At 46.8% G+C, this 21,327-nt stretch carries 16 protein-coding genes; 1 reads left to right on the top strand and 15 read right to left on the bottom strand.

Annotation, left to right across the window (positions count from 1 at the left end; translation table 11 throughout):
* Positions 1 to 5: 5 nt before the first annotated feature.
* The 15 genes from K9J17_09640 to K9J17_09570 form a co-directional block, all read right to left on the bottom strand.
* Positions 6 to 398 carry a hypothetical protein gene (locus K9J17_09640; protein ID MCF8276986.1) on the bottom strand — a complete coding sequence of 131 codons (393 nt, stop codon included), beginning with the start codon at positions 396 to 398 and terminating at the stop codon, positions 6 to 8.
* Positions 399 to 417: 19 nt separating this feature from the next.
* Positions 418 to 1,656: a T9SS type A sorting domain-containing protein gene (locus K9J17_09635; GenBank protein ID MCF8276985.1), complete on the bottom strand. Its 1,239-nt coding sequence runs from the start codon at positions 1,654 to 1,656 to the stop codon at positions 418 to 420.
* Between the two features lie 10 nt (positions 1,657 to 1,666).
* Positions 1,667 to 3,931, bottom strand: a complete 2,265-nt coding sequence (locus tag K9J17_09630; GenBank protein ID MCF8276984.1) for a CotH kinase family protein — start codon at positions 3,929 to 3,931, stop codon at positions 1,667 to 1,669.
* Complete coding sequence (locus K9J17_09625) at positions 3,931 to 5,451, bottom strand: aryl-sulfate sulfotransferase (GenBank protein MCF8276983.1); 1,521 nt, start codon at positions 5,449 to 5,451, stop codon at positions 3,931 to 3,933. The genes K9J17_09630 and K9J17_09625 overlap by 1 nt, the downstream gene beginning before the upstream one ends.
* Positions 5,452 to 5,685: 234 nt before the next feature.
* Positions 5,686 to 5,988 (bottom strand): hypothetical protein, encoded by a 303-nt coding sequence (locus K9J17_09620; GenBank protein ID MCF8276982.1) that lies wholly within the window; start codon positions 5,986 to 5,988, stop codon positions 5,686 to 5,688.
* Complete coding sequence (locus K9J17_09615; protein MCF8276981.1) at positions 5,988 to 6,899, bottom strand: hypothetical protein; 912 nt, start codon at positions 6,897 to 6,899, stop codon at positions 5,988 to 5,990. Before K9J17_09615 ends, K9J17_09620 begins: the two co-directional genes overlap by 1 nt.
* Before the next feature lies 1 nt (position 6,900).
* Positions 6,901 to 7,728 (bottom strand): DUF4249 domain-containing protein, encoded by an 828-nt coding sequence (locus K9J17_09610; GenBank protein ID MCF8276980.1) that lies wholly within the window; start codon positions 7,726 to 7,728, stop codon positions 6,901 to 6,903.
* Positions 7,725 to 10,457, bottom strand: coding sequence for a TonB-dependent receptor (locus K9J17_09605; protein MCF8276979.1), 2,733 nt, complete (start codon positions 10,455 to 10,457; stop codon positions 7,725 to 7,727). Before K9J17_09605 ends, K9J17_09610 begins: the two co-directional genes overlap by 4 nt.
* A gap of 149 nt (positions 10,458 to 10,606) precedes the next feature.
* A complete protein-coding gene (locus K9J17_09600; GenBank protein ID MCF8276978.1) occupies positions 10,607 to 11,341 on the bottom strand; it encodes a LytTR family DNA-binding domain-containing protein in 735 nt (244 codons plus the stop codon).
* On the bottom strand, positions 11,341 to 12,342 hold the full coding sequence (locus K9J17_09595; protein MCF8276977.1) for a histidine kinase: 1,002 nt from the start codon (positions 12,340 to 12,342) through the stop codon (positions 11,341 to 11,343). Before K9J17_09595 ends, K9J17_09600 begins: the two co-directional genes overlap by 1 nt.
* Before the next feature lie 46 nt (positions 12,343 to 12,388).
* Positions 12,389 to 13,609: an ABC transporter permease gene (locus K9J17_09590; protein MCF8276976.1), complete on the bottom strand. Its 1,221-nt coding sequence runs from the start codon at positions 13,607 to 13,609 to the stop codon at positions 12,389 to 12,391.
* Between the two features lies 1 nt (position 13,610).
* Positions 13,611 to 14,354 carry an ABC transporter ATP-binding protein gene (locus K9J17_09585; protein MCF8276975.1) on the bottom strand — a complete coding sequence of 248 codons (744 nt, stop codon included), beginning with the start codon at positions 14,352 to 14,354 and terminating at the stop codon, positions 13,611 to 13,613.
* A 1-nt stretch (position 14,355) separates the two neighbouring features.
* Positions 14,356 to 15,681, bottom strand: a complete 1,326-nt coding sequence (locus K9J17_09580) for an efflux RND transporter periplasmic adaptor subunit (protein MCF8276974.1) — start codon at positions 15,679 to 15,681, stop codon at positions 14,356 to 14,358.
* A gap of 12 nt (positions 15,682 to 15,693) precedes the next feature.
* A complete protein-coding gene (locus tag K9J17_09575; protein ID MCF8276973.1) occupies positions 15,694 to 17,022 on the bottom strand; it encodes a TolC family protein in 1,329 nt (442 codons plus the stop codon).
* Between the two features lie 913 nt (positions 17,023 to 17,935).
* Positions 17,936 to 19,858, bottom strand: coding sequence for a tetratricopeptide repeat protein (locus K9J17_09570; GenBank protein ID MCF8276972.1), 1,923 nt, complete (start codon positions 19,856 to 19,858; stop codon positions 17,936 to 17,938).
* A 195-nt stretch (positions 19,859 to 20,053) separates the two neighbouring features.
* Here K9J17_09570 and K9J17_09565 point away from each other — a divergent pair.
* The coding region (locus K9J17_09565) for a hypothetical protein (protein ID MCF8276971.1) at positions 20,054 to 21,327 on the top strand (1,274 nt) is incomplete at its 3' end.

The following is a 21,327-nucleotide window of genomic DNA, read 5'->3' as shown; positions in this document are numbered from 1 at the left end:
CGAGTTCATTTTCTCACTTCAAGGTCTTCCAACACGATGTCTTGATTATTGTCCGTTATCTGCACCGTTCGGGAAATGGCCTCAACGCCAGATGGACAGGTTTCGCAATCAGAATAGACGAAAACGGTGTAAGTGCCTTTGGTGAGATACTGAAACCTGAATGAGCCGTCAAAACTGGTCTTGTGATCGTCATCGTAATAGCTGTCACCATCACCATAGATGATGTAAACGTCCTCATCGGGCAAGTAGTACTCTCCAACAAGTGTACCCGCGTTGTTGTAGTCATACGCGTAAACCTTCCCGTAGATGACGGAAGTCCCACCTTCACCTTCCGGTTTGGAACACCCACTCGCCATAAAAGCAAGCGTGGCAAGTAATATCAATGTGCAATTACGCATAGGTTTCGGTCACTAGGTTTCAGTTGATCACCAGTTTGCTGACGGAGGTTCCCAGCGTGACAAAATAAATCCCCCCCTGAAGATCGTTCGTTTGAACCTGAACAGTTCCAGCACGCTGGTTGATGGTTTCTGTCTTGACCAAGCGAAGCGAGGTATCGAAAAACTCCAACATTCGGCTTTCGTTGTTTACTGGAAGTTCCACTGTGAGAACGTCTGAAGTCGGATTGGGGTAGATGCTCAGTGACGAGAAAGGTTCAAAATCGAAGATGCTGTTTCCGCTGTTAAGATCAACATCCGAGACCTTCGAAACGCCCGTGCTTGTGGCCACCCAAATGTTGTCCTGAGAATCCACTGCCAATTGACGTACAACAGGCCCGATCAGGCCATCGCTGACATCGAACTGGATCCAGTCTGTTCCGTTGTAGGCGGAGATCCCTCCTTCTGTAACGAGATAATCGACATAGATCCCTGCCCAAACGTTTCCTTGACCATCGATGACCAGATCCTCTATCGGGTTCAACGTGTCCGGGGCAGGGAGTTCAAACAGACGGGTATGCTGAGCAACAAGTTGACCATTGTCGTCAAAGACCGAGATGCCATCAGAAGTGCCTACCCATGCGTTGTCCATCGCATCGAACACAACAGCTCTGACCTTGTCATTCAGCAGCCCCTCGTTTTCAGTTATTTCGGTAAAAACACCATTGCTGGAAATGGTCACGCCTCCGAGTGCTGTTCCCAGATATACCACATCGTTTGAGAGTTCCGCAACGCTTGTAACGCCTCCGAACGGAAGGTCTTCCCCTGTCCCATAGTTGGTGAAGGTTGAGCCGTTGAACATGCTCACACCGTCATTGGTTCCAATGGCTATCAGGCCGTTTGAAAGTTCCTGTATGGTCTTCACTCTGTCATCTCCCAGCCCGTCCGTCTCGGTGAATGTTGTCCAGTTGGAGCCATCGTAAACCGAGATGCCGAAGTCAGAACCGATCATCACATGTCCTGTTGAAAGTACCCTGATAGCAGTTACCACATCATCTACAAACCCTGCATCGGTACTTGTGCTGTGGCTGACCCAATCTGTTCCGTCAAACACGGAAACGCCCGCCTGCGTCCCGAACCACATGACATCGCTGGCCGTTACATCGAGGCAGTTGACGCTGTTGTTCGCAAGCCCGTCCACATCCGTATAATTGGTGAAGGTCTGTGCCATGGAAATCCCCGAAAGGAGTACCATGGTAATTGTTGAGTTGATAGATTTCATCTTGATCATATTAGTTGATTATCAGTCGCTTTGTTGTTGTTGATTTCTCAGACAGAACGGACACGAGATACATTCCGCCATTCAAGAATGACACGTCCATCCGAACTGTGGCTGTGGATGAAAAACCCTGCTCGATGATCCGTTTGCCATCAATGGAGTACAACGTGACCGTGCCTGAGACGGGTTCTTCAAATCGTATGTTCATTTGGTCTGTCGCGGGGTTTGGGTACAATGATGCTTCCAGTTTCCCGGTGGCTTCTTCAACCCCGGTAAAGTTGTTGTTGAGATTGAAAGTCGGTTCCATGAACACCCAAGGGCCTGACCCGTTTGGCAATCTGCCATACGAAACATCGGTTTCCTGCTCATCAAAGGTCACCTCATCTATCAAGGTCCCATCACCGTAGTACATTCCGACATATTCTCCGCTTGATGACAGTTTGAAATTGGCGTGATCGTTTCCCTGCTCGGAGTCCTCATCTGCCCAAACGACCATGTAGCCGTCTGCTGGAACAATTGCGTTTAGCATGGCCCATTTGTCCTGGTTGGCCATGTCATCCGTGAGATACAGCCCTGATGTGGAAATATCGAACTGTGTGGTGTTGTGGATCTCGATCCAATCGTCATTTTCACCCGATTGATCGAATGCTGTATGCTCGTTGGAGGCCATCACTTCATTCAACACAAGGTCACCGGGGTTGATCTGAGACTGTAATTCATAATATTCATAAGCGGCCCTTACCGGAGAGAATGTTCCGGCCGTGTCGTTCTGCGCATAGATGTAATACTGAATGGTATTGCCGATGCTAGAGAGTATGCGCCCGTATGTGCCGTCTCCAGCGGTCCCATCATTCTGCGAACCGTCATCCGCCATGGTCACGGTTGTAAAGACCTCATTGGCCCCGTACCGATAGGCCAGAAACACTTCCTCTTCATCAACGACCTCTGCGATGATGGTGACGCTGCCTCCGAGCGTTATGGACTGTGGTGTGGAGCTAACATTGCTGATAATCGGCTCCCCTGTGAAACCGGTGTAACTGCTCAGATAGGCGTTTCTGGCGTTCATCAGGTCGGTAAGGCCCGGATAGTCGATCAGGTCGCTTACGGTAGAGGTCAAGTTGTTCTGAAAATCATCATATCCGTAAAACTTGTTGGTATCCTCCTGTACCGATGCATCAATGAGGTCATGGAGGAACTGCGCCCGCGTGACGTAAGACTGATCGGCAAAATTCTCGTCCATGATGGTGCGCATGTGCGCCAGATACATGCGCCTATTAGTACCGTTCTCAAACAGGTTTCTCATCAACGGGCGCTCATACACGGAAACGCTGTTCAGGTGCATAAGCGGATCCATCGCTTTGGCTTCGGCTATGGTGAAACCGTCCCAATGTTCTGACGCATCGGCCAATCGGAAGCTTGCGAATGACATGTTCAGATCCCACAGGATGGGATTGAACTGTCCGTTGTTCTGCCTGTACAGATAGTAGTTCTGCGCATAGCCCACGTAGCTATCGAAATTGATCAGACAGTAGTTGAACGCATGCATCCACAGAGCCCGGTCCACATTCAGCACGGTTTCAATGTCGTTAGGGTCTTCATTCAATACATCGATCAGCTCGTAGAGGTCTTCCCAACCGTGGTCTGATTGCATCTCGTAGAATGGATAGTAATCGGTGATGTCGGTTCCATAGTTGTTGGACAAGTTGGAATTGTCACCTTCAAAATCGAGGTCTTCCGGATTGCACTTGACAAACGTTCCAGCACTTTCGCCAAAGCGGCCCACGAGAAACTCTCCATTCACCGACTCAACATTGGTGTATAGGCCCCAATAGGCATTATTGATGTAAACGCGTGCAAAATTGGCCTTGGAGGCGGGCATGTACTTTCTGCCGATCTCGTAGCTCAACACTTCTCTCAAGAAGGACGGGTCCTGAATCACATTGCTGAGTTTGACCTTGTCGTAGGCTTCGTAGTTCTGATCATCGATCACATGGTCAAGATCTATGTTGAACGGGTTCTTGGTCCGGTCTGTGCTCACCGAACTGAAGCCTTTGTAACGTATTCCGACACTGTCTAATGCTACCCCGTTTATCTCCAGATCGCATGTAAGGCGTTCTTCATCACCGGCCACGTACATGGCATCCAGCAATTCGTCCCAATTCTGCTCATAGAATGTAATGCGTATCTCCTGAATGGTATCGGCATGATAGAAATAGGATTGCCCGAGCACTCTGCCCAAACATCCTATTACTAAGAAAAGTGTCAGCCCGTAACGCATCAATTGATCACTGATACCTTTTTGTTAATTCTCTCACCATTTTCAAGATCGATAGTGATGAAATAAAACCCATCCTGCTCGGCAGTAAGGTCAATGTGACTCATGTCGGTGGTGTTGAGCACTTTGCTTCCGAGCACATCGTAAACGGACATGCCCGTAACGCTTTCATTGGCGGGAATACCCTGAATGCTGAACATGCCGGTTGATGGGTTCGGATAGACGGAAATAGCCTCGGTCTGCTCTTCGTCAACACCCAGTTGGCTGCAAGAGGGACCCAAGCCCACGAGTTCGATGATCCCCGCATGGTCACACTCATAGCGAAAGCCCTTCTGAGCGTTCATGGCATATTGCCAGATCACATCACCCTGTTCATCCACCTCGTACATGTATTCACTGGAAAGGCATACGAACAGGTTGCCATTCGTCATCCTATCCGAAGCCGATTGACCCCAGGCATTGTCCAAGCAAGTGTGCCGAAGCACGTAGCTTGAAGGAGCATAGGCCTGACCGGGTGTGAGGTCATAGACATGTCCATTTACGGGTGGGTTGATGGCATCAACGACTGAAGCACCACCGCTTCCTCCTTCGTTATTGAAAACCTGAATGTAACCCGCATACGGCCGACCGGGCTTTATCCAACGCGCATCATGAACAGCTGCCGGTATGACCTGCGTACCCGGTGCATCGTAATTTGAAGGATGTCCCCAACGATAGAGGAAATCGCCTCCCTTGCCTGAATTTCCACCTGTGTGGCCCGCAGCCTCCGCAGTGGTGGTGCTGTGGTCGATCACGAATATCTCGCTCAGGTAGCGCGAGCTGAAAACGATCTGGTCCAACTCAGGATTATAGTCAATGCCATTGACATGAAACCAATCTCCACCACCAGGGCCGCCTCCAGGACCACCTCCTGGGCCACCCATTCCGCTCACAGCCACGTTTACGTCCAAAAGTTCGGGATGCTCGGCCACAACACCATAATTATCCTTTGTCGCATCGTGATCCTGAACCATGTGATCCCATAAATGCCATTCCCATACGATTTCTCCCCCACTACCGTTCTGTTGAACTTCAACAATATGGGTAGGCCATTTGTCCGAGGTCGGGTTATCGTACCCGTGCTGCTCCAACTCGCTTGAGGACTTCACCTCCCATGCTATCAACAACACGTTTCCATCAGGCATCAGGCAGATGTCGTGGTGAGAAACGTGATCGGAATTGGAATACGTGAACTGCCAATTGATGTTATTGTTGGCATCTATCGAAACCACCTTGCCTCCGACCGCAGCACCGCTCAACTGGTTACCATTGTTGACCGCTCCGAAAATCAAGCTACCATCGTCATGCAACGCACAGGCATAGTTTGCCGAACTTGGAAGGTTCCAGCTTTTCGCAATGTCCCCGTCCTCGTCAATCAGATACGCACCGTTCTGGAACGCGTATAGCGCGTAACCATTAAAGTCCTGAGCGATGACATTGCTCAGTAAAAGGGTAAGGGCAAAAAAGGATAGAAAATGTTTCATGGTTGAATTTTAGCTGAGGTTAATTGAATATTCGGTTTACTTCAACTTAACAGCACAGAAATGAACGTGCTTTAACTAAGAAGAAACCAAACGTTATGAAGTGTGAATACTGACCGATAAAATGCATGCCAAGATGATTTTCAGTTAACCTTTTGTTAACACTCGCAAGCTTATGCAAGGGAACACACTTGGCCTAATGAAATAGATGAAACGGTGAAATGCGTGGAAGTTTGGCTACTTGGCGTCTACGAGATCCATGGTAATTCGCTTGACCGTCCAGCCCCGCATTTCTGCAATTTGAATTGCAGTATCCAAAACGAAAAACGTGCCTGCAAATGGCCCATTCATTGGTAGCAAAGAGAGTAATGTTCTTATTCCCTCTTTCGGAACGCTTTCGGTAAGGTTCAGAGGAATTGAAAGAATGTAATCAGAACCTTCGCCCAGGCCCCATTCTACCTGAAGAATTCCTCCTTGGTAAGTAAATTCATAGGTATTACAAGGGGCAATTAGCATTTCTTCGTATGTAGGTTGGGGCATCACTTGACTTCAGTATTGTTCAAGGAAGCTGAAAACCAAATGGTAATGGCCTCGCCCATATTGTCCATTCCATTCATGGCGCCTGGGGGGCCACCTCCACCCGGAGGCCCACCCCCCATGCCGCCACCCGGCATGCCTCCTCCTCCAGACATGCCGCCACCAACCATACCGCCATTCATTCCGACACCGCCCATTCCACCACCGGGCATACCACCGCCACCACCAGGTGGTCCACCTCCATTGGGCATACCTCCTTCTAGGCGGCTTGGCATTTCCAAGGCTCCGCTTATCAATCCGATTGACAATTCTCCGTTATCGGGATTTTCTGCGTTGAAAACAAGCTTTCTGGGTAAAGTGAGATAATAATGCAGGGTGTTTAGCGTATCCATTTCAAGATGTACATCTATCCCCATGGCTTCCAATTGGCTGCGGTGAAGGGGCATTTTACCTTCTACTCCGATGCCTATGACTGCAGTGTTATTAGAGTTGGTCTTCTGAAACTGATGGAACATGCGCAGAGACATTTCCTGCTGCTTTGGATATGCATCGAGGCTTGACCTTTCATCACGGGGCATAGTAGAGTTGTCCATTTGTTGCCCGTCACGCTTTAAAGGGTACTCGATTCCAATTGTCTCATTCTTCTTTCCATTTGGGTCGAGCCAGATGGTTAAACCTGCGTTCATCAGTTTCATTTGTGTCAGCTGCTCTGAGGTGTATGCGTGCAGATAGATGTTCTGAGCATCATGTTCAAGGGAGTAAACCAATTTACTCTTGGAATCGTAAAAACCGTGCCGTTCCGATTCTGCAGCTTCGGTTTTCGGTCTGCTGTTGTAAACAAGCAACTTGGCACAACTAGTTGCCAAAAGGGAAATGCCAAGAAGAAGGCTGGTCAATCTGATTGTTCGGTTCATTCTATGAGTGTACTTGAAGCCAAAGGGTGTCCGTGTTTATGGCGGTAAAAATTCCCAGACCATTGTTCACATTGGTGTATGGTTCTGTAATTGTGATCGAACTGCTACCGCCTGATTCGATCAGCTTGACGTACTCTTCGCTGAGGTGGTAGATGATAATGCGGTGAGATCCTGAGAATGTGAATCTTCGAATGTCATAGCTGCTGGTGGCCAGCGGTTGACTTGATGTCTTACGCATTGCTTCCAGTTCTTCATCCGTGAATTCCACTTCTTCGGGAAATTCATTCAGCATTTCATAACTGGTTCCCATATATTCAGAAATAACCAGATAGTAAGACCCGACCGGATTGTCCCAATAGACCGAGAGCGGGTCTGTGTCAATTGCTCCAAATCCGGTTGCCACGGTGTAGGATGTGGTGGAGAGGTAAGCATTTGCAGGTTTGGCGGGAACAGTTGACGAAGCTGTAATTTCCAATCCGTTGTACGTAAAGAGGAGTTTAAGTTCGTCACCCTCTGCAACAGCGATGCCTGTGTCTGAAAGTTCATATTGACCCGAACTGTCGGCCACGGCAGTAAGTTGGTGGGTAACTCCATTTATGAATAGGAAGACATCCACAGAGTCGAGGGTATAAATGGTGTCCTCGGTTTCTTCAACAAATGGAATGAGCCGCGAAAGCTTGACCGCAAACTCGTTTCCCGGATATATGAAGGCGTTGACAACCGCCTTGTCAGCTGTTTTTGCATCGGCCAGTTCCAACTTGGTGCATCCCGAACTTGAAAGCAGCAGAAACATGACGCAAATGGGAAACAAATGGAATATCTGTTTCATCGAAGTTGAAATGAAAGGGTTAGGTTCGGGAGAATTCCCAATGAGTTTACATCGGTCTCTATGACAGTACCGTCAACTACCGAATATTCCTTGTACCATACGTTCGAGCGGTTATACACGTTGAAAAGCGAGAATCCGATCGTGCCTTTTCCAATATCGCCCAGTTTGTACGCCCAGTTGATGGCGATGTCGAGCCGATGGTAGTCAGGGAGACGTTGGGAGTTCTTGTTCCCGACATCAATGTAGTCTGATGTTGTTCCATTCAGAAGTTCAAGCGAGTAACCACCAAGAGCAGGTGTGTACGGTTTGCCCGTTCCATAGACCCATGTGGCCGAGAATGTCCACTTACGCCATTTATAGCTGTTGACCAACTTCAGTTCGTTGGTGACATCGTGAGATGCGTAAAAGCTCTGTTCACCATAAATGTCAAAGTTGTAGAGTGTGCGGCTGATGGAATAACCGATCCAGCCAGTGTATTTGCCATATTTCTTTTGGATCAGAAAATCGATTCCGGCCGCTTTGCCCGTACCTGTGTAGAAATATTCATCGAAATTGACATTGGTGAACGAGGGTGTGAACTGAAGGGTGTATTCTGAAAGTCCCTTCATCGTCTTGTAGTAGGCTTCAACATCGAACAGGAAACCCTTGGTCTCATAACTTGCACCCAAAATGTAGTGATAGGATGAGGCCACGGGAATGTTCACATCATTGGCAAGCACCCAGAAATCGCGACTTCCGCTGGAAAGGTCACTTCTGATGATGCGATTCGCGTATTGATAGTAAAGGCCCCAAGCTCCCTTGAGTGCCAGTTTAGGAGTTATGTTGTATAAGAACGAAGCGCGCGGTTGAGGATAAAGATTGTCGGTGCCGCTGTAGTAATCCACCCGCGCCCCGGCAACAACCGTTACCCTGTTCTTGAAGAATTTGATGCGGTCCTGAATGTAGAGTCCTGCAACTCCTTCCTTGTCGTTTCTGTCCTGAACGGTGATGGTGTCATTGATCGCATAGTCATACAGCACGTTGAGGTATGTGCCCTGAACACCCATTTCAAACTGGTGATGATTTGTCACCTTCCATTCCCAATCAGACTTGAAGGTTATATCATGCAGGTCGTTGTCTTCAATGGATCCCCTCTTGTTGGTGGTCTCTTCTCCGGACGTGTCGGTCCTTGTGAATTCGCTCAGTTGGTCCTTTAGGCTATAATATTGAGAATAGGAAGCCATGTTGTTGCTGTATAGCTTCTCACTCCATTTTCTGCTCCAGTTGAGGCTTGAACCCCAGTTGCCCCACGTGGTCTTGTCGGTGGTACCTCCACCGATGCTACTTCCTCCAAACGAAAAGTTGTTTTCTCGCGAGTTGTCGAGATCATCTGACCCGTTAAAGAAGCTTAGCGTGATGATGTCCTTTTCGCTCGGTTTGTAGCTCAATTTGGCATTCACGTCATAGAAGTAGGATTTGGGTTCTGCGTCCTGCTGAACTCTTCCACCAGGACCGCCACCTGGCGGACCCCCTGCGGGCAGGCCGCTCGGCTGGGTCGTCTGTTGGTCATCCTCCGCCTCATTGAACTGATTGAAAATGGCATTATAGATGGGGCTTCGCCACGATTTACGTGCTGCGGCCAGGAAATTGATCTTCTTTCCTAATGGGAATTCGATGAACGCGTTGAAGCTCATGAGGCTTAGGGATCCTCCGACATTGAACTTTTTATCGTTGCCGTCTTTTCCCACGATCTCCATGACGCTGGATATACGTCCACCGAACTGAGTGTCGAAGCCCCCTTTGTAGAGTTTCACATCCTTGATCGCATTGGCGTTGAAAGCACTGAACATGCCAAAAAGGTGGTCAACGTGATAGACCGTGAAACCGTCATAGAGAATAAGGTTCTGATCTGGTGTTCCTCCACGAACATAAAGTCCCGAAGAACTTTCGTTAGTGCCACTCACCCCAGGAAGCAGTTGAAACGAACGCAGCACATCATTCTCACCGATATTCGGAAGGACGGCTGTTATCCGAGGTGACATTTTCATCACGCTTATCTCCTCACGGTCCACTTCGAGCATGTCTTCGCGCTCCTCAATGATCTGTACTTCCTGTAGTTCGTTGGCAGCCGGTTCCATTTCTATGGAAATCCTGTCCAACGGCATTTTGGGCCTAAGGAAGAAAATGGTGTTCTCATAGCCCATGTAATTGGCAATGAGGGCAGATGTGTCCGTTGGCACCTTGAATATGGTGAAGTAGCCATCCTGATTGGTGGTCGTTCCGATGGTCGTGCCACGGATTATGACGGTTGCGAACGGCAGGGATTCGCCTGTGTTCTTGTCCTTTACAATGCCCGAAACGTTCATATTGGTCTTTTCTGCTGCGCCTTTGAACCGGATGTTCTGATGACCAGCACCTTCGGGCTTTTCCGTACTCTTTCTGAACACGTGGTAAACGGCATCTTCGTCTTTGATAAAGTCGAGTTCTGGATTTTCACGAACGATGATGGCGAAAACCAAATCCGGACTAGTACCTCCGAAGTCATAGTTCAGCTTAACGCTGGCAACTTCAGCCGAGTCGTATTCAACCTTTAGGTGGTATTTGTTTATTAGGTCTGAAAAGACCTTGGTAAGTGGCGTTACCCAATAGTATTCCTTGACCTTGACGGGCTCAGTTTCCTGAGCTACTGAAGTGCCAGCAGCAAATAGCAGTAAAGCAATGGTAAGCACATGAAAAAGCTTTTGCCGCATTCAGCCCGAATTTTAGGGAGTGCGAAAGTGGTTGTCCCATGCTCAGATAAGAACTGAAATAGACGATCTGGGCTTTTCTATAGAAGAATGGAGCTATTCTCCATATTGCAATTCTGTCGTTTTCTATATGTGCAGAAAGCAAGCGCCAGTTACTCTAACGAATTGCCTGATATGTGTTTCAGAAATTCATCCTTGTATTGGTCGGAAACTGTAATTCGGGTCTTCCCAATGATGACCTGGCTGCGTTCAATCTCATCAATCTTATCAAGAGAAATCATGAACGAACGGTGCACGCGCATGAACCGACTTGAAGGTAGTTCCTGTTGAAGCGATTTAAAACTCATCAAAGTCAGAACTGGTTTTGGATTGTCCTTCAACCATATTTTGATGTAATCCTTCAGGCCTTCAAAATAGAGTACGTCATTCAGATTGATCTTTACCTGTTTGTATTCAGAGCGGACAAACAGGAATTCTTTCCCGTTGCCTGAGCCGGTGCTTGCATTTGATTGAACGAGCGAAAACCAGTCTTTGGCCTTGTTTGCCGCCATGAGAAACTCAGGATAATCGAATGGCTTCAGTAGGTAATCGATCGCGTCCACTTTAAATCCTTCGATGGCATACTTGTCGAATGCGGTGGTGAAAATGACGCGTGTTTTTCTGTCCTTAAGCGTTTGGGACAGCTCGATACCTGTGAGATCAGGCATTTGAATGTCAAGAAAAAGCAGGTCAACTTGTTCCTTGTTTAAATAATCCAGAACCTCTAACGCGCTGCTGCATTTGCCTTTCAATTCAAGAAATGGCGTTTTGCTTACATAGCTCTCCACTAGGCTAAGCGCCATTGGCTCGTCATCAACAATAAGGCACGAAACGGTTGTGGCTGACATTATACTAGATTGATCTTAAGTGTGGCCATGAAGGTATCTTGCTCCTGTTTTGTGTTGAGTTCGTTCCTATTTGGATAAAGGAGTTGAAGTCGTTGTCTCAGGTTATGAAGCCCAATTCCCGAACCGCTCTTATCGCTGGTTTCTTTTGGAAAATTACTATTGATAGAAGTGAAAACAAGTTGATCATTGTCCACTTTCATCACGAACGAAATGAGCGATGGCTGATTGGCCGAAACTCCATGTTTGAAGGCATTTTCAACAAGAGAAATGAACAGTAGTGGCGCAATTTGAACATCATGATGCCCCGTTGGAAAAGTGTACTGAATGGTGGTCTTTTCTGATGACCGCAGTTTCATCAGTTCCACATATTTGGTCAAAAAATCAATTTCCTGATTGAGTCCAACGGTTTCCGTGTCTGTATCATATAAGAGGTACCGCATCAATTTACCCAAGGTGTGAATGGTTTTTTTTGCGTCTTCCGGAGATATATCCACCAGCGAATAGATGTTATTGAGCGAGTTGAAGAAAAAGTGGGGTTGTATCTGATAGCGTAGGTTCTGCAGGTCCGATTGCAGTTTGGAGTTTTCCGTGTCCATCCGTTCTGTTTCCAGCTTCATCCAACGGGAGGTGGTTTTGGCGGCAACGGACACGAGAACAGGAACACCGAACCGTATGACATCCAAAAGTATGAACATTCGAAAGGGCGGTCTTGGGCCATCTCCATCGCCCATGGGCCGCATCGGCATTTCGTTGCTGAAGGAATAGGGTTTCAGTTGTTCATCCAAGAAGATCGCCAGTAGGATGAGCCCTGCATTGATAAGAATATACAGGTATGTCTTTTTCCGAAACAGGAATTCGTCCAGCAAATACAGGTAGTTGGAGTAGAACAGGACGGCATAGAAAACCAATGGGGTCCAAGAACGTTTCAAGAAACTGTCCATCATCCTATCATTACCAATCGCTATGAAATAAGGAAGGGCAAACAGCACGCCCCATACCATGAGGTGAAGCAGAATTGTGCCGTATTGTTTTTTGGAGATCACATGTTTACTCATATCGTAAAGCTACTATAGGATCCAGTGAAGATGCTTTTCTAGCGGGGTACCAACCGAAAAAAATACCTGTGATGGCGCAAACTGTAAACGAAATGATGATGGAATTCGCAGTTACAACTATGGGCCAATTCAAGATGTTCTCAATCGCGAATGTTGCGCCAAGACCTATAATGACACCTAAAACCCCGCCTGTTATACTTATCATCACGGCCTCGATAAGAAACTGCATCAGAATGTCCGTTTCTTTTCCACCAACGGCCAATCTCAGACCGATCTCCCGCGTACGTTCTTTGACCGAAACGTACATGATATTCATAATTCCGATTCCACCAATGAGAAGTGAAATACCCGCAATGGCCACCAACAGAACGGTCAGCATTTCAGTGGTTGAACTGAATGTGGCAATGAGTTCTTCCATTGACATGACGTTGAAGTCATCTGCATCATAATCTGACAGTTTGTGAGATTTCCGAAGAATCTCGCTCACTTCTTCAACTGCTGCGGGTGCATCTTCTTCGCTTTTGGCCGATGCCAAAATGGAGTGTAGATAATCGATTGCAAGAATGCGTTTTTGAACTGCGGTGTAAGGCGCAAGAATCACATCGTCTTGATCCTGTCCGAATGTGTTCTCGCCCTTTGGGCTCAATACGCCAATAATCCTAAATGGAATGTTGCCGTAACGGATGGTCTGCCCAACCGGATCTTCTCCATCCGAAAACAGGTTTTCCCTCACCGTTTGTCCAATGACGGCCACTTTGGCGGCAGATTGCACTTCTTTGTCTGTGAACATATTTCCATCTGTCATTTCCAAGGTCTTGATGGTCACGTATTCAGTCGAGACGCCATAGATGGATGTTGGCCAGTTGTTTGCCCCTCTGATGGCCTGTCCGTTTCCCGAAACCTGCGGAGAGATGGAGCTAATCAAGGTGGCCTCCTCTTCAATGAGTTTTAGGTCTGATAAGGTCAACGATTGCATATCACTGCCACTCATTCGTACACCACCGCGCATATCTGCTCCTGCTCTGATGGTTATCATGTTTGAACCCATGCTCGAAATCTGCGAACGGATGCTGGCCTTGGAGCCTTCTCCGATAGCCAACATGGCAATGACAGATGCCACACCAATGATAATGCCCAGCATGGTGAGCAATGATCGGACCTTATTCAGCAGGATGGCCTTGAAAGCTATTTTCAGCAGGTTGAGTACACGCATATCAGTCTTCGTCTATAGGCATTGATGCCAAGGATTCTGCCGCCACGAGGATTTTCGGATTGAGCTCATCTTTAATGATGTGGCCATCTTTGAGCACGATGGTGCGCTTGCTAAATGCGGCAATATCAGGTTCGTGAGTGACAAAAATGATGGTCTTCCCACGTTTATTAAGATCTTGGAATAGTGCCATGATCTCGTACGAAGTGCGCGTGTCAAGATTCCCCGTTGCTTCATCGGCAAATATGACCACTGGGTCATTTACCAATGAACGGGCAATTGCCACACGCTGTTGCTGTCCGCCCGAAAGTTGGGCTGGCGTGTGGTCCAATCTATCCGAAAGTCCAACACTTTCCAATGCATCGATGGCTCTTTTTCTTCGCTCTGAACTGCTTATAGAACTGTTGTAGAACAACGGAAGTTCAACATTTTCTATAGCCGTGGTGCGCGGAAGTAGGTTGTAAGACTGAAAGATGAAACCCAGTTTTTTGTTCCTGATCTCGGCCAATTGATTCTTGCTCTGCTCGTTCATTGGCATGCCATCAATCAGGTAACTCCCTGATGTCGGCTTGTCCAGGCATCCAAGAATATTGAGCAATGTGCTTTTTCCAGAACCGCTCGAACCCATTATGGTAACGAATTCCCCTTCTTCAATGCGGAGGGAAACTCCTTTCAACGCATGAACGGTCTCATTGCCCATGACAAATGACCTTCGTAGGTCTTCTATTTGAACGATGGTCTTTACCATGCTATTTGCGTTTTCCACCTGGCATCTTCGGCACGAACGGACTGCTGGCGGCATCAGGGCCTGCTGGTCCTGAGGCTTCGTTGCTGATGGATTTCATGCTGAAAATAACCGTATCTCCTTCCAGTAAACCCGAAAGAATTTCTACGTTTATGCCATCGCTTGCCCCAAGCGTGACAGGGCTTGGCCTAATGTCTCCATTCTCAAGCTTCCACACCATCTTACTACCGTTTGGCAAGGGAGGGAACCCTTCGGGCATTTTCCCGTCTGGCCTTTTGCTCGTTTTTCCCATCGGGAAAAATCCTTCAGGCATTCCCTCCGGTTTCTTGCCATCTTTTCCCAGTGGGGGAATCTTATCAGGCATCTCGGATACAATTCCGTGTTGATTGCGGTACTGCACAATCAAGTCTATATCGGGCTGAAAATTGACCACCTTGGATTGAATGGTCAAAATGTCGTTCAGTTCAAGGGTGTAGATGGAAACGACAGCCGTAAGTCCCGGTTTTAATTTCAATTCTGGATTTTCAGCCCGTATCACCACCGTGTAGGTGACCACGTTCGAAGTGGTGGTCGGATTCAATCTCACCTGAGTCACCTTTCCAGTAAATTCTTCTCCTTGGTAGGCATCAACCGTAAAACTCACACGTTGACCCTCAATCACCTGGCCTATGTCGGCCTCATCCACATCTGCCTCTACCTGCATCTGTTTGAGGTCTTGCGCAATGGTGAACAAGGTAGGAGTGCTGTAACTTGCCGCAACGGTTTGTCCCTCATCCACATTCTTGGAGAGCACAACGCCTGAAATGGGCGAATATATCTTTGCATATCCCAAGTTTGTTTTTGCCCTTTGAAGATCAGACTCGCGCTGTATGACTGAGCTTTTGGCATTGTTCAGATTATATAGCGCTTGGTCGTAGTCGGACTGACTGAGCAATTGGCGGTCGTAGAGTGTTTTCTGGCGGTCGTGGATGCCTTGCAGATAGTTGCGTTCGTTCACGATATTGTCATAGCTGGCCTGAGACTGAAGAAGTGCAGCCTCCAAGTTCACCTTATCTAATTCTGCCAATAGTTGCCCGGCCTTTACTTGGCTGTTGAAGTCAACATAAATCTTCTCCACAACTCCTGATACCTGCGTTCCTACTTCCACTTGTGTGATCGGCTGCACGGTTCCCGTTGCGGTAACAACCTTGGCCACACTTCCTTTTTCCACCACAAGAGTTTCCACTTGAACTTCGTTTGCCGCACTGTCCGAGAAATAGAAGTAGCAGAAAATGACAGCTGCGATAATCGCGATGCTGCCGATTACAATTCTAAGTATCCTGTAGTTCATTGTGAGAATGGTCTATTGTTGATTCTGATAGAAATCGAGTAGTTGCGTGTATAGAATGGTCAGGTATTTGGCCTGTACCACATTTTGTTCGGCATTGGTGTACGTATTCTGCGCAACGCCAAGATCGAAGGTGCTGAGTGAACCCAGTTCCTGCTGTTTTTTTGAGAGGTCGTAAGCAGCCTTGGCAGCTACAAGGGCTGCTTTTGCAGCGATCAGTTTTTCTTGTGATGCTGTGGCATTCTGCCAAGCAGTCTCTACGTTTCTGAAAAGGGCTTTCTCGGCCGTTGCCTTTTTCAGTTTGGCCCGTTCAATGTTGACTTTTGCGGTTTGCACCTGATATTTTGTGTTGTGACGATTATAGATCGGAACGCTGAGAGAAACTGTTGCCCGTTGATTGAAATTGAAATCGAACTGATCGATGAAACTCAGATTCTGTGTGCTGGTATAGCCAGTTCCCAAACTTCCCGAAAGCGCGAGGGTTGGCAGATACGATCCCTTTGCGATTGCCAATCCTTTTTCGTTGACTGCAATATTCACCTCAGACGATCGGATCTCTGGCCTGCTTCCCAACGCCTTCTGATAAACGTCTATCACTTTAGGTATAAGTGCCACTTCGGTGTTTTCAAGATCAGCATCTGCAATTTCAAATGGCGTTCCGGGCTCCAACTCCAACAATTGCTTGAGGGTCAGTATTTGCATTTCGTAATTGTTCCTGGCGTTTATCAGGTTGTATTTTGAAGTTGCCAGTTGCGATTGTGCATCAACAAAATCCTTTGAAGCCGTTGCGCCTGCCTCATATCGGATTCTAGCGCTCTCAAGCTGCTTTTCCGAAATAGCAAGAGCATCTTGGGCAATTCCAATGCTTTCCCAATTGTACATAGCCTGCACAAAGGCTTCCGTTATGCTAAGTATAATGCTGTTCTTGGCCTCTTGAACGTAGAATGAGTTCTGTTCAAGTAGCAACTTATTCTGTTTGATCTGGTTAGCAAGCTTGCTCCCTTGATAGAGCGTTAATTGAGAACTAAGTCCGACACTTGTTGAGTGAATCTGTTTGGTCACGTAATCGCTCGTTATCGGGTCAATGCTATTTCCGTTAGTAAGGCTTTGAGAGGCACTACCTGATAAGTTCGGCATCCGCTGCCATTTGGATTGTTTCAGGTCGATTTCGGAAGCATCTTGCGCCAGTTCGGCATCCTTTACGCTGATGTTGTGCTGAAGGGCATGGGTGATGCAATCCTTCAACGACCACGTTTGTCGTTCTTGACCCATTGCGCAACTTGTCGCTATGGAAAGCAATACAGCAATACAAATGGCCCTAGATATTTGTTCCGATTTCCACATATCGGCTCAAAAATCCAGTTCAAAACCAGTACTGCCTCATCAAATAGACGTACTGCCAAAATGAATGGACAAACTGTTTTCTTCTGAAGAGCCGAAATTACTATGTAGGAGGATCTTTAGGTCTAAATGCCAATTTCAGCAGTCTCTGAAACATTTGACAACTGTGAAAAGGGTTTTAGCGGTTTTTTCTCAAAGTACTGAATTGAACAAATAAATCGGAATGCATGCTCGCCTGAAAGAACTTGCTTGAGATAAATTGCTTCATAGCAGGGTTTCGCAAATATCCCAAAGGCCGGTCCCAGACCAGCCTAGTGTGTGGTGGAACCAAGCGGACAAATTTCTAGGCTTTAGATAGATTTGACATCCTCACTTCGAACTATGCATTAGTGCTTTACCTATTTCAAACTTAGAAGTCATCAAACTAGAATCACAATTTTATTGGGATTGACAAGAATCATAAGTACTGTGATTGAATTAGCGAGGATTTATCGACAGTCGGTGTAAGATATGATGGAGGTCGGCTCTAGGATTTACAGCTCAAATGGAAACCTTCAGATGATGAATAGGATTAGACGCATCCTTTGCAGATTCAACCTGAAAGCTACTAGACCCACTATTGGATTGAACATGAACGTTGGCTTTTACATCATCCGTGTCGGAACCGAAAAAGGGACTGCGCACACCGCGTACTTATTTAACTAGCCACGGTAGGTGCATGCCGCATCACGCACCACTTGCAGCCTACACCTTGAAATTCATCGATATGAAAATGGAAACAACATACTTCAAACCCCAGATCAAAAAAGTGGCAATGAGATCAGCATGGTGATAATGAACTTCGGACCAGCTGGTAATCTTGAAGCAACCGTAATCAAAAAGCTGAACCCTCTAAAGTAGTGGAAGTAGGAGCGTGTTAAAATTCGTAAATAAACTTGGCCAGATCGTGATTCAGTGCAAGGCCAAGTTTTTTCTTCAGCCGATAACGACTTTGCTTTACGCTGTTCGGCTCAACGTGAATAATGTTGGAAATTTCTTTATTGGTCAATCGTAATCGAATCAAAGCGATCAGTCGGATCTCACTATTGGTCAAATCGGGGAATTCTTTTCCTAAACGGTCAAAAAAACTAGGGTCAACTTCTTTCAAAGTCTTTGAGAAAGTACTCCAGTCATCTTCAAATTTGATGCTTGTTTCCAGCAACCTGATGATGTTGAAAAACTGTGATTTGCTTGCTTTTGTACCAGCAGATTTCAATTGTTCCATTTTCTGCTTCAGCTCTTCTAAAAGTTCAGACTTAAGCAAGATCTGATTGGCCAAAACACTTGCGTTTGCTTCCAGCACGCGGTTGTTGGCATTTTGAATTTTGAGTCTGCTCCTGAACAAAAGCACGGTCAGCCCAGAAAGAAGCAAAACTAAGACCAACGAAACCCAAAGCACATTTGACCTCAGATCGGCTTGTTCAGATTTAAGTTGCAGCTGCTCTATTTCTTTTTCTTTCAGGTTCAGTCCGTAGAGGGTCTGAAGCTCAATAAGCTGATTCAATTTGTGCTCATTGAGCACACTATCTTTTAGAGCAGTGTACTCCTTGAAGTATTCGAGTGCTTTTTTAGAATTGCCTTTGGCGTCATAGATCTCGTGGATGGAGTACAGTATATATTCTTTGGTCGATGGTGGAATACCAACATCTGCGAATTCTAGACTCTTTTCAGAGTAGTACGTGGCCTTGTCAAAATCGTTAAGGTCCTTATAGGTCAACGCAAGATGGATAGTGGTTAGACATTTGCCCTCCCTGCTTTTCGTTTTTTCACTTGATATGAAAGCCTGCGTAAGATATTCGATCGCCTTGTCGTAGTTCCCTAACTCCCGATGGTAGTATCCAATGTTGAGCAGTGGTGTCCAGAGGTCCTGATCAGATTTTATTTCCTGTAGAATGTCGAGCGACTTATGAAAATGTTCAAACCCCTCTTCCGCTCTGTTCTCACTGAAAAACAGCTGTCCAAGATTATTGTGCGTTTTATTAGCGCTGAGTTTGAACCCCATCTTTTCCTGATAGGCCAACGCAAGTTCAAAGCTCGCCTCAGCCTTATCATACTCAAGCATTTTCTGATATAAGATGCCGAGGTTAGAATGTACCTGAATGATATTGAAACTGTCTTTTAAGGCTGAAAATGTATTTAGAGCTGTCAGATATAGATTCAGAGACGCTGGGAAGTTACCAAGTTGCATTTGCACGATGCCCAAATTCATAAAACTCGATGTGGTGTCAGCATTCCCGATCTTCCTTCTCAGTGCCAACGCTCTTTCCAAATACTGGAGCGCCAGCTTGTTCTGACCCTTGAACATATAGGTATTTCCAAGATTATTGCATGCACTGGCAATTCCTTGTTGTTCTCGAATAGACGTGTATAGGTCCAATGCCTTATTGAAATAGGATACAGCACTGTCATACACGCCATTGTGCTGAAACGTAAGCCCCATTTGGTTATCAACCTTTGCTATGCGTTCAGTCATGCGAAGTTTGGCAAATTGCTGTTGCGCAGCACGCAGAAAGTAGAACGCGGTATCATATCGATCTGCATTGGTATGCGCGTTTCCTAAGTTGAGGTTGGCATTCGCAATTCCTTCCGCATAGTCAATTTGACGGGCCAGAATTTTAGCGCTATCTCCGAATATCATGGCGTTTTCAGGAGAGGTTTTGGCAAGCTCAACTGCCAGTTCATTCAATCTATCTACTCGCTCCTTTAAAGTCAGACCACTTTTATGCTGAGCATTGATCCGTATTGAGCAGAGAATGAACAGACCTGCTAGCGTCACATATTTACCAATAGAATTGTTCATCGGGTTTTGAAAAGCATGTTGTACACGGCATGAATAGACCATCGGTCTACGCCCCCAAATTACCCAATCTGACCATTTACAAGCGTCTACAGTTGGTATACATTAAACAGAATCATAGATAGAATTCGGAAGTCTATGTTCAATTTTGTATCATATCATAGACAGCAAAATCCTGTATAAACCAATCCCAAAATCATGATGTCAAAATCTAACCGTCTTGCCTTTGCTATCGCTGCTATAGTGGCTCTAACGACTAACAGCGCAATTGCTCAGGTTTCCAAAACCAATTCTACACCCTTAACGGTTAGCTCGGGACCTTCGAGCGGATCAAGAACCGTCACATTCACAAGTGGAGACTTTGGTGGATGCACTTCATTGACGGAAGTTGAAATCTCAATCACCCTTGACATGGGAAGTGGTACACTTGATTGCAACGCTGCTGGAGATCCTTATGCAACGCAAGAAGACCTTGCTTTGCGCATCACATCTCCGTCTGGAACCAATGTAGATCTGATTTTTGATAAGTGGGATTACTTTGAACCGAGTTTAGGAAATACGCTGTCGTCTTTTACCACAGTTCCTACACACACCGTGTTATTTGATGATGATGCAGCAAGCATTATTTCAGGGGATTGGAGTTCATGGACCACGGCCAAACCTGTTGAGCCGTTAAGTGGTTTTGATGGTGAAAATGCGGCAGGCGTATGGACCATATCAATGGCTGATGGACACTCACAATTTTCTCCGAACGATTTTTTCTGTATGTCTACAGTCACACTGACCATAACGTGTGGAGCCTCTGTTGGAACATGGGACGGCTCATCATCGACAGACTGGAACACAGCATCAAATTGGAGTGCCGACCAAATACCGACAGCAAGTGATAATATCACAATTCCATCAGCTCCGAGCAACCAACCCCACGTAACGTTGGGACCAGGGTCGCCAGCCATGTGCAACAACATCAGCATAGAAACCGGAGCAACATTGACCGTTGATGCAGGGAAAGCACTCACGGTGGGTGGCACAACTGCCAACGCAGGAACCATCATCGTAAAAGCGGACGCAACGGGCATCGGCTCACTGATCACCACAGGCGCCATTTCTGGGGCAGGTTCGTTTCAGATGGAGCAATACCTGACTGGTTCTGGAGGAGGCACCCCAAATGGCGTATTCTACTACGTGAGCAGTCCAATCCCTAATGCAACGGCAGCCACTTACAACATTGCAGGCGGCAACAAGCTCTGGATTGACGATGAGTCCTCGCAGACCTATCCTCAACTCACTTTCGGAGCCATTCCATTGGAAGCAGGTCAGGGCTACATTGCACGGATGGGAAGTACAGGAACTACTACATTCAATGGTTCTTCGTTCAACACGGGAAACCAAAGCGAAACTGGTCTTACCAGAACAGGCACAACAGAACTCAACCGAGGCTATAATCTTGTCGGAAATCCATATCCAAGTAC

It is taken from the genome of Flavobacteriales bacterium, from assembly GCA_021739695.1.
In the GTDB taxonomy this organism is placed as follows: Bacteria; Bacteroidota; Bacteroidia; order UBA10329; family UBA10329; genus UBA10329.
Note: the sequence above shows the minus strand (reverse complement) of the source record. Positions and strands in the feature narration are given on the sequence as shown.

Bases quoted from the DNA above. Each gene is read 5' to 3' on its own strand.
- K9J17_09600 (MCF8276978.1), bottom strand. From the start codon at position 11,341: ATGTCAGCCACAACCGTTTCGTGCCTTATTGTTGATGACGAGCCAATG.
- K9J17_09580 (MCF8276974.1), bottom strand. From the start codon at position 15,681: ATGAACTACAGGATACTTAGAATTGTAATCGGCAGCATCGCGATTATC.
- K9J17_09640 (MCF8276986.1), bottom strand. From the start codon at position 398: ATGCGTAATTGCACATTGATATTACTTGCCACGCTTGCTTTTATGGCG.
- K9J17_09570 (MCF8276972.1), bottom strand. From the start codon at position 19,858: ATGAACAATTCTATTGGTAAATATGTGACGCTAGCAGGTCTGTTCATT.
- K9J17_09615 (MCF8276981.1), bottom strand. From the start codon at position 6,899: ATGAACCGAACAATCAGATTGACCAGCCTTCTTCTTGGCATTTCCCTT.
- K9J17_09595 (MCF8276977.1), bottom strand. From the start codon at position 12,342: ATGGTATGGGGCGTGCTGTTTGCCCTTCCTTATTTCATAGCGATTGGT.
- K9J17_09610 (MCF8276980.1), bottom strand. From the start codon at position 7,728: ATGAAACAGATATTCCATTTGTTTCCCATTTGCGTCATGTTTCTGCTG.
- K9J17_09575 (MCF8276973.1), bottom strand. From the start codon at position 17,022: ATGTGGAAATCGGAACAAATATCTAGGGCCATTTGTATTGCTGTATTG.
- K9J17_09605 (MCF8276979.1), bottom strand. From the start codon at position 10,457: ATGCGGCAAAAGCTTTTTCATGTGCTTACCATTGCTTTACTGCTATTT.
- K9J17_09585 (MCF8276975.1), bottom strand. From the start codon at position 14,354: ATGGTAAAGACCATCGTTCAAATAGAAGACCTACGAAGGTCATTTGTC.
- K9J17_09590 (MCF8276976.1), bottom strand. From the start codon at position 13,609: ATGCGTGTACTCAACCTGCTGAAAATAGCTTTCAAGGCCATCCTGCTG.
- K9J17_09620 (MCF8276982.1), bottom strand. From the start codon at position 5,988: ATGCCCCAACCTACATACGAAGAAATGCTAATTGCCCCTTGTAATACC.
- K9J17_09625 (MCF8276983.1), bottom strand. From the start codon at position 5,451: ATGAAACATTTTCTATCCTTTTTTGCCCTTACCCTTTTACTGAGCAAT.
- K9J17_09630 (MCF8276984.1), bottom strand. From the start codon at position 3,931: ATGCGTTACGGGCTGACACTTTTCTTAGTAATAGGATGTTTGGGCAGA.
- K9J17_09635 (MCF8276985.1), bottom strand. From the start codon at position 1,656: ATGAAATCTATCAACTCAACAATTACCATGGTACTCCTTTCGGGGATT.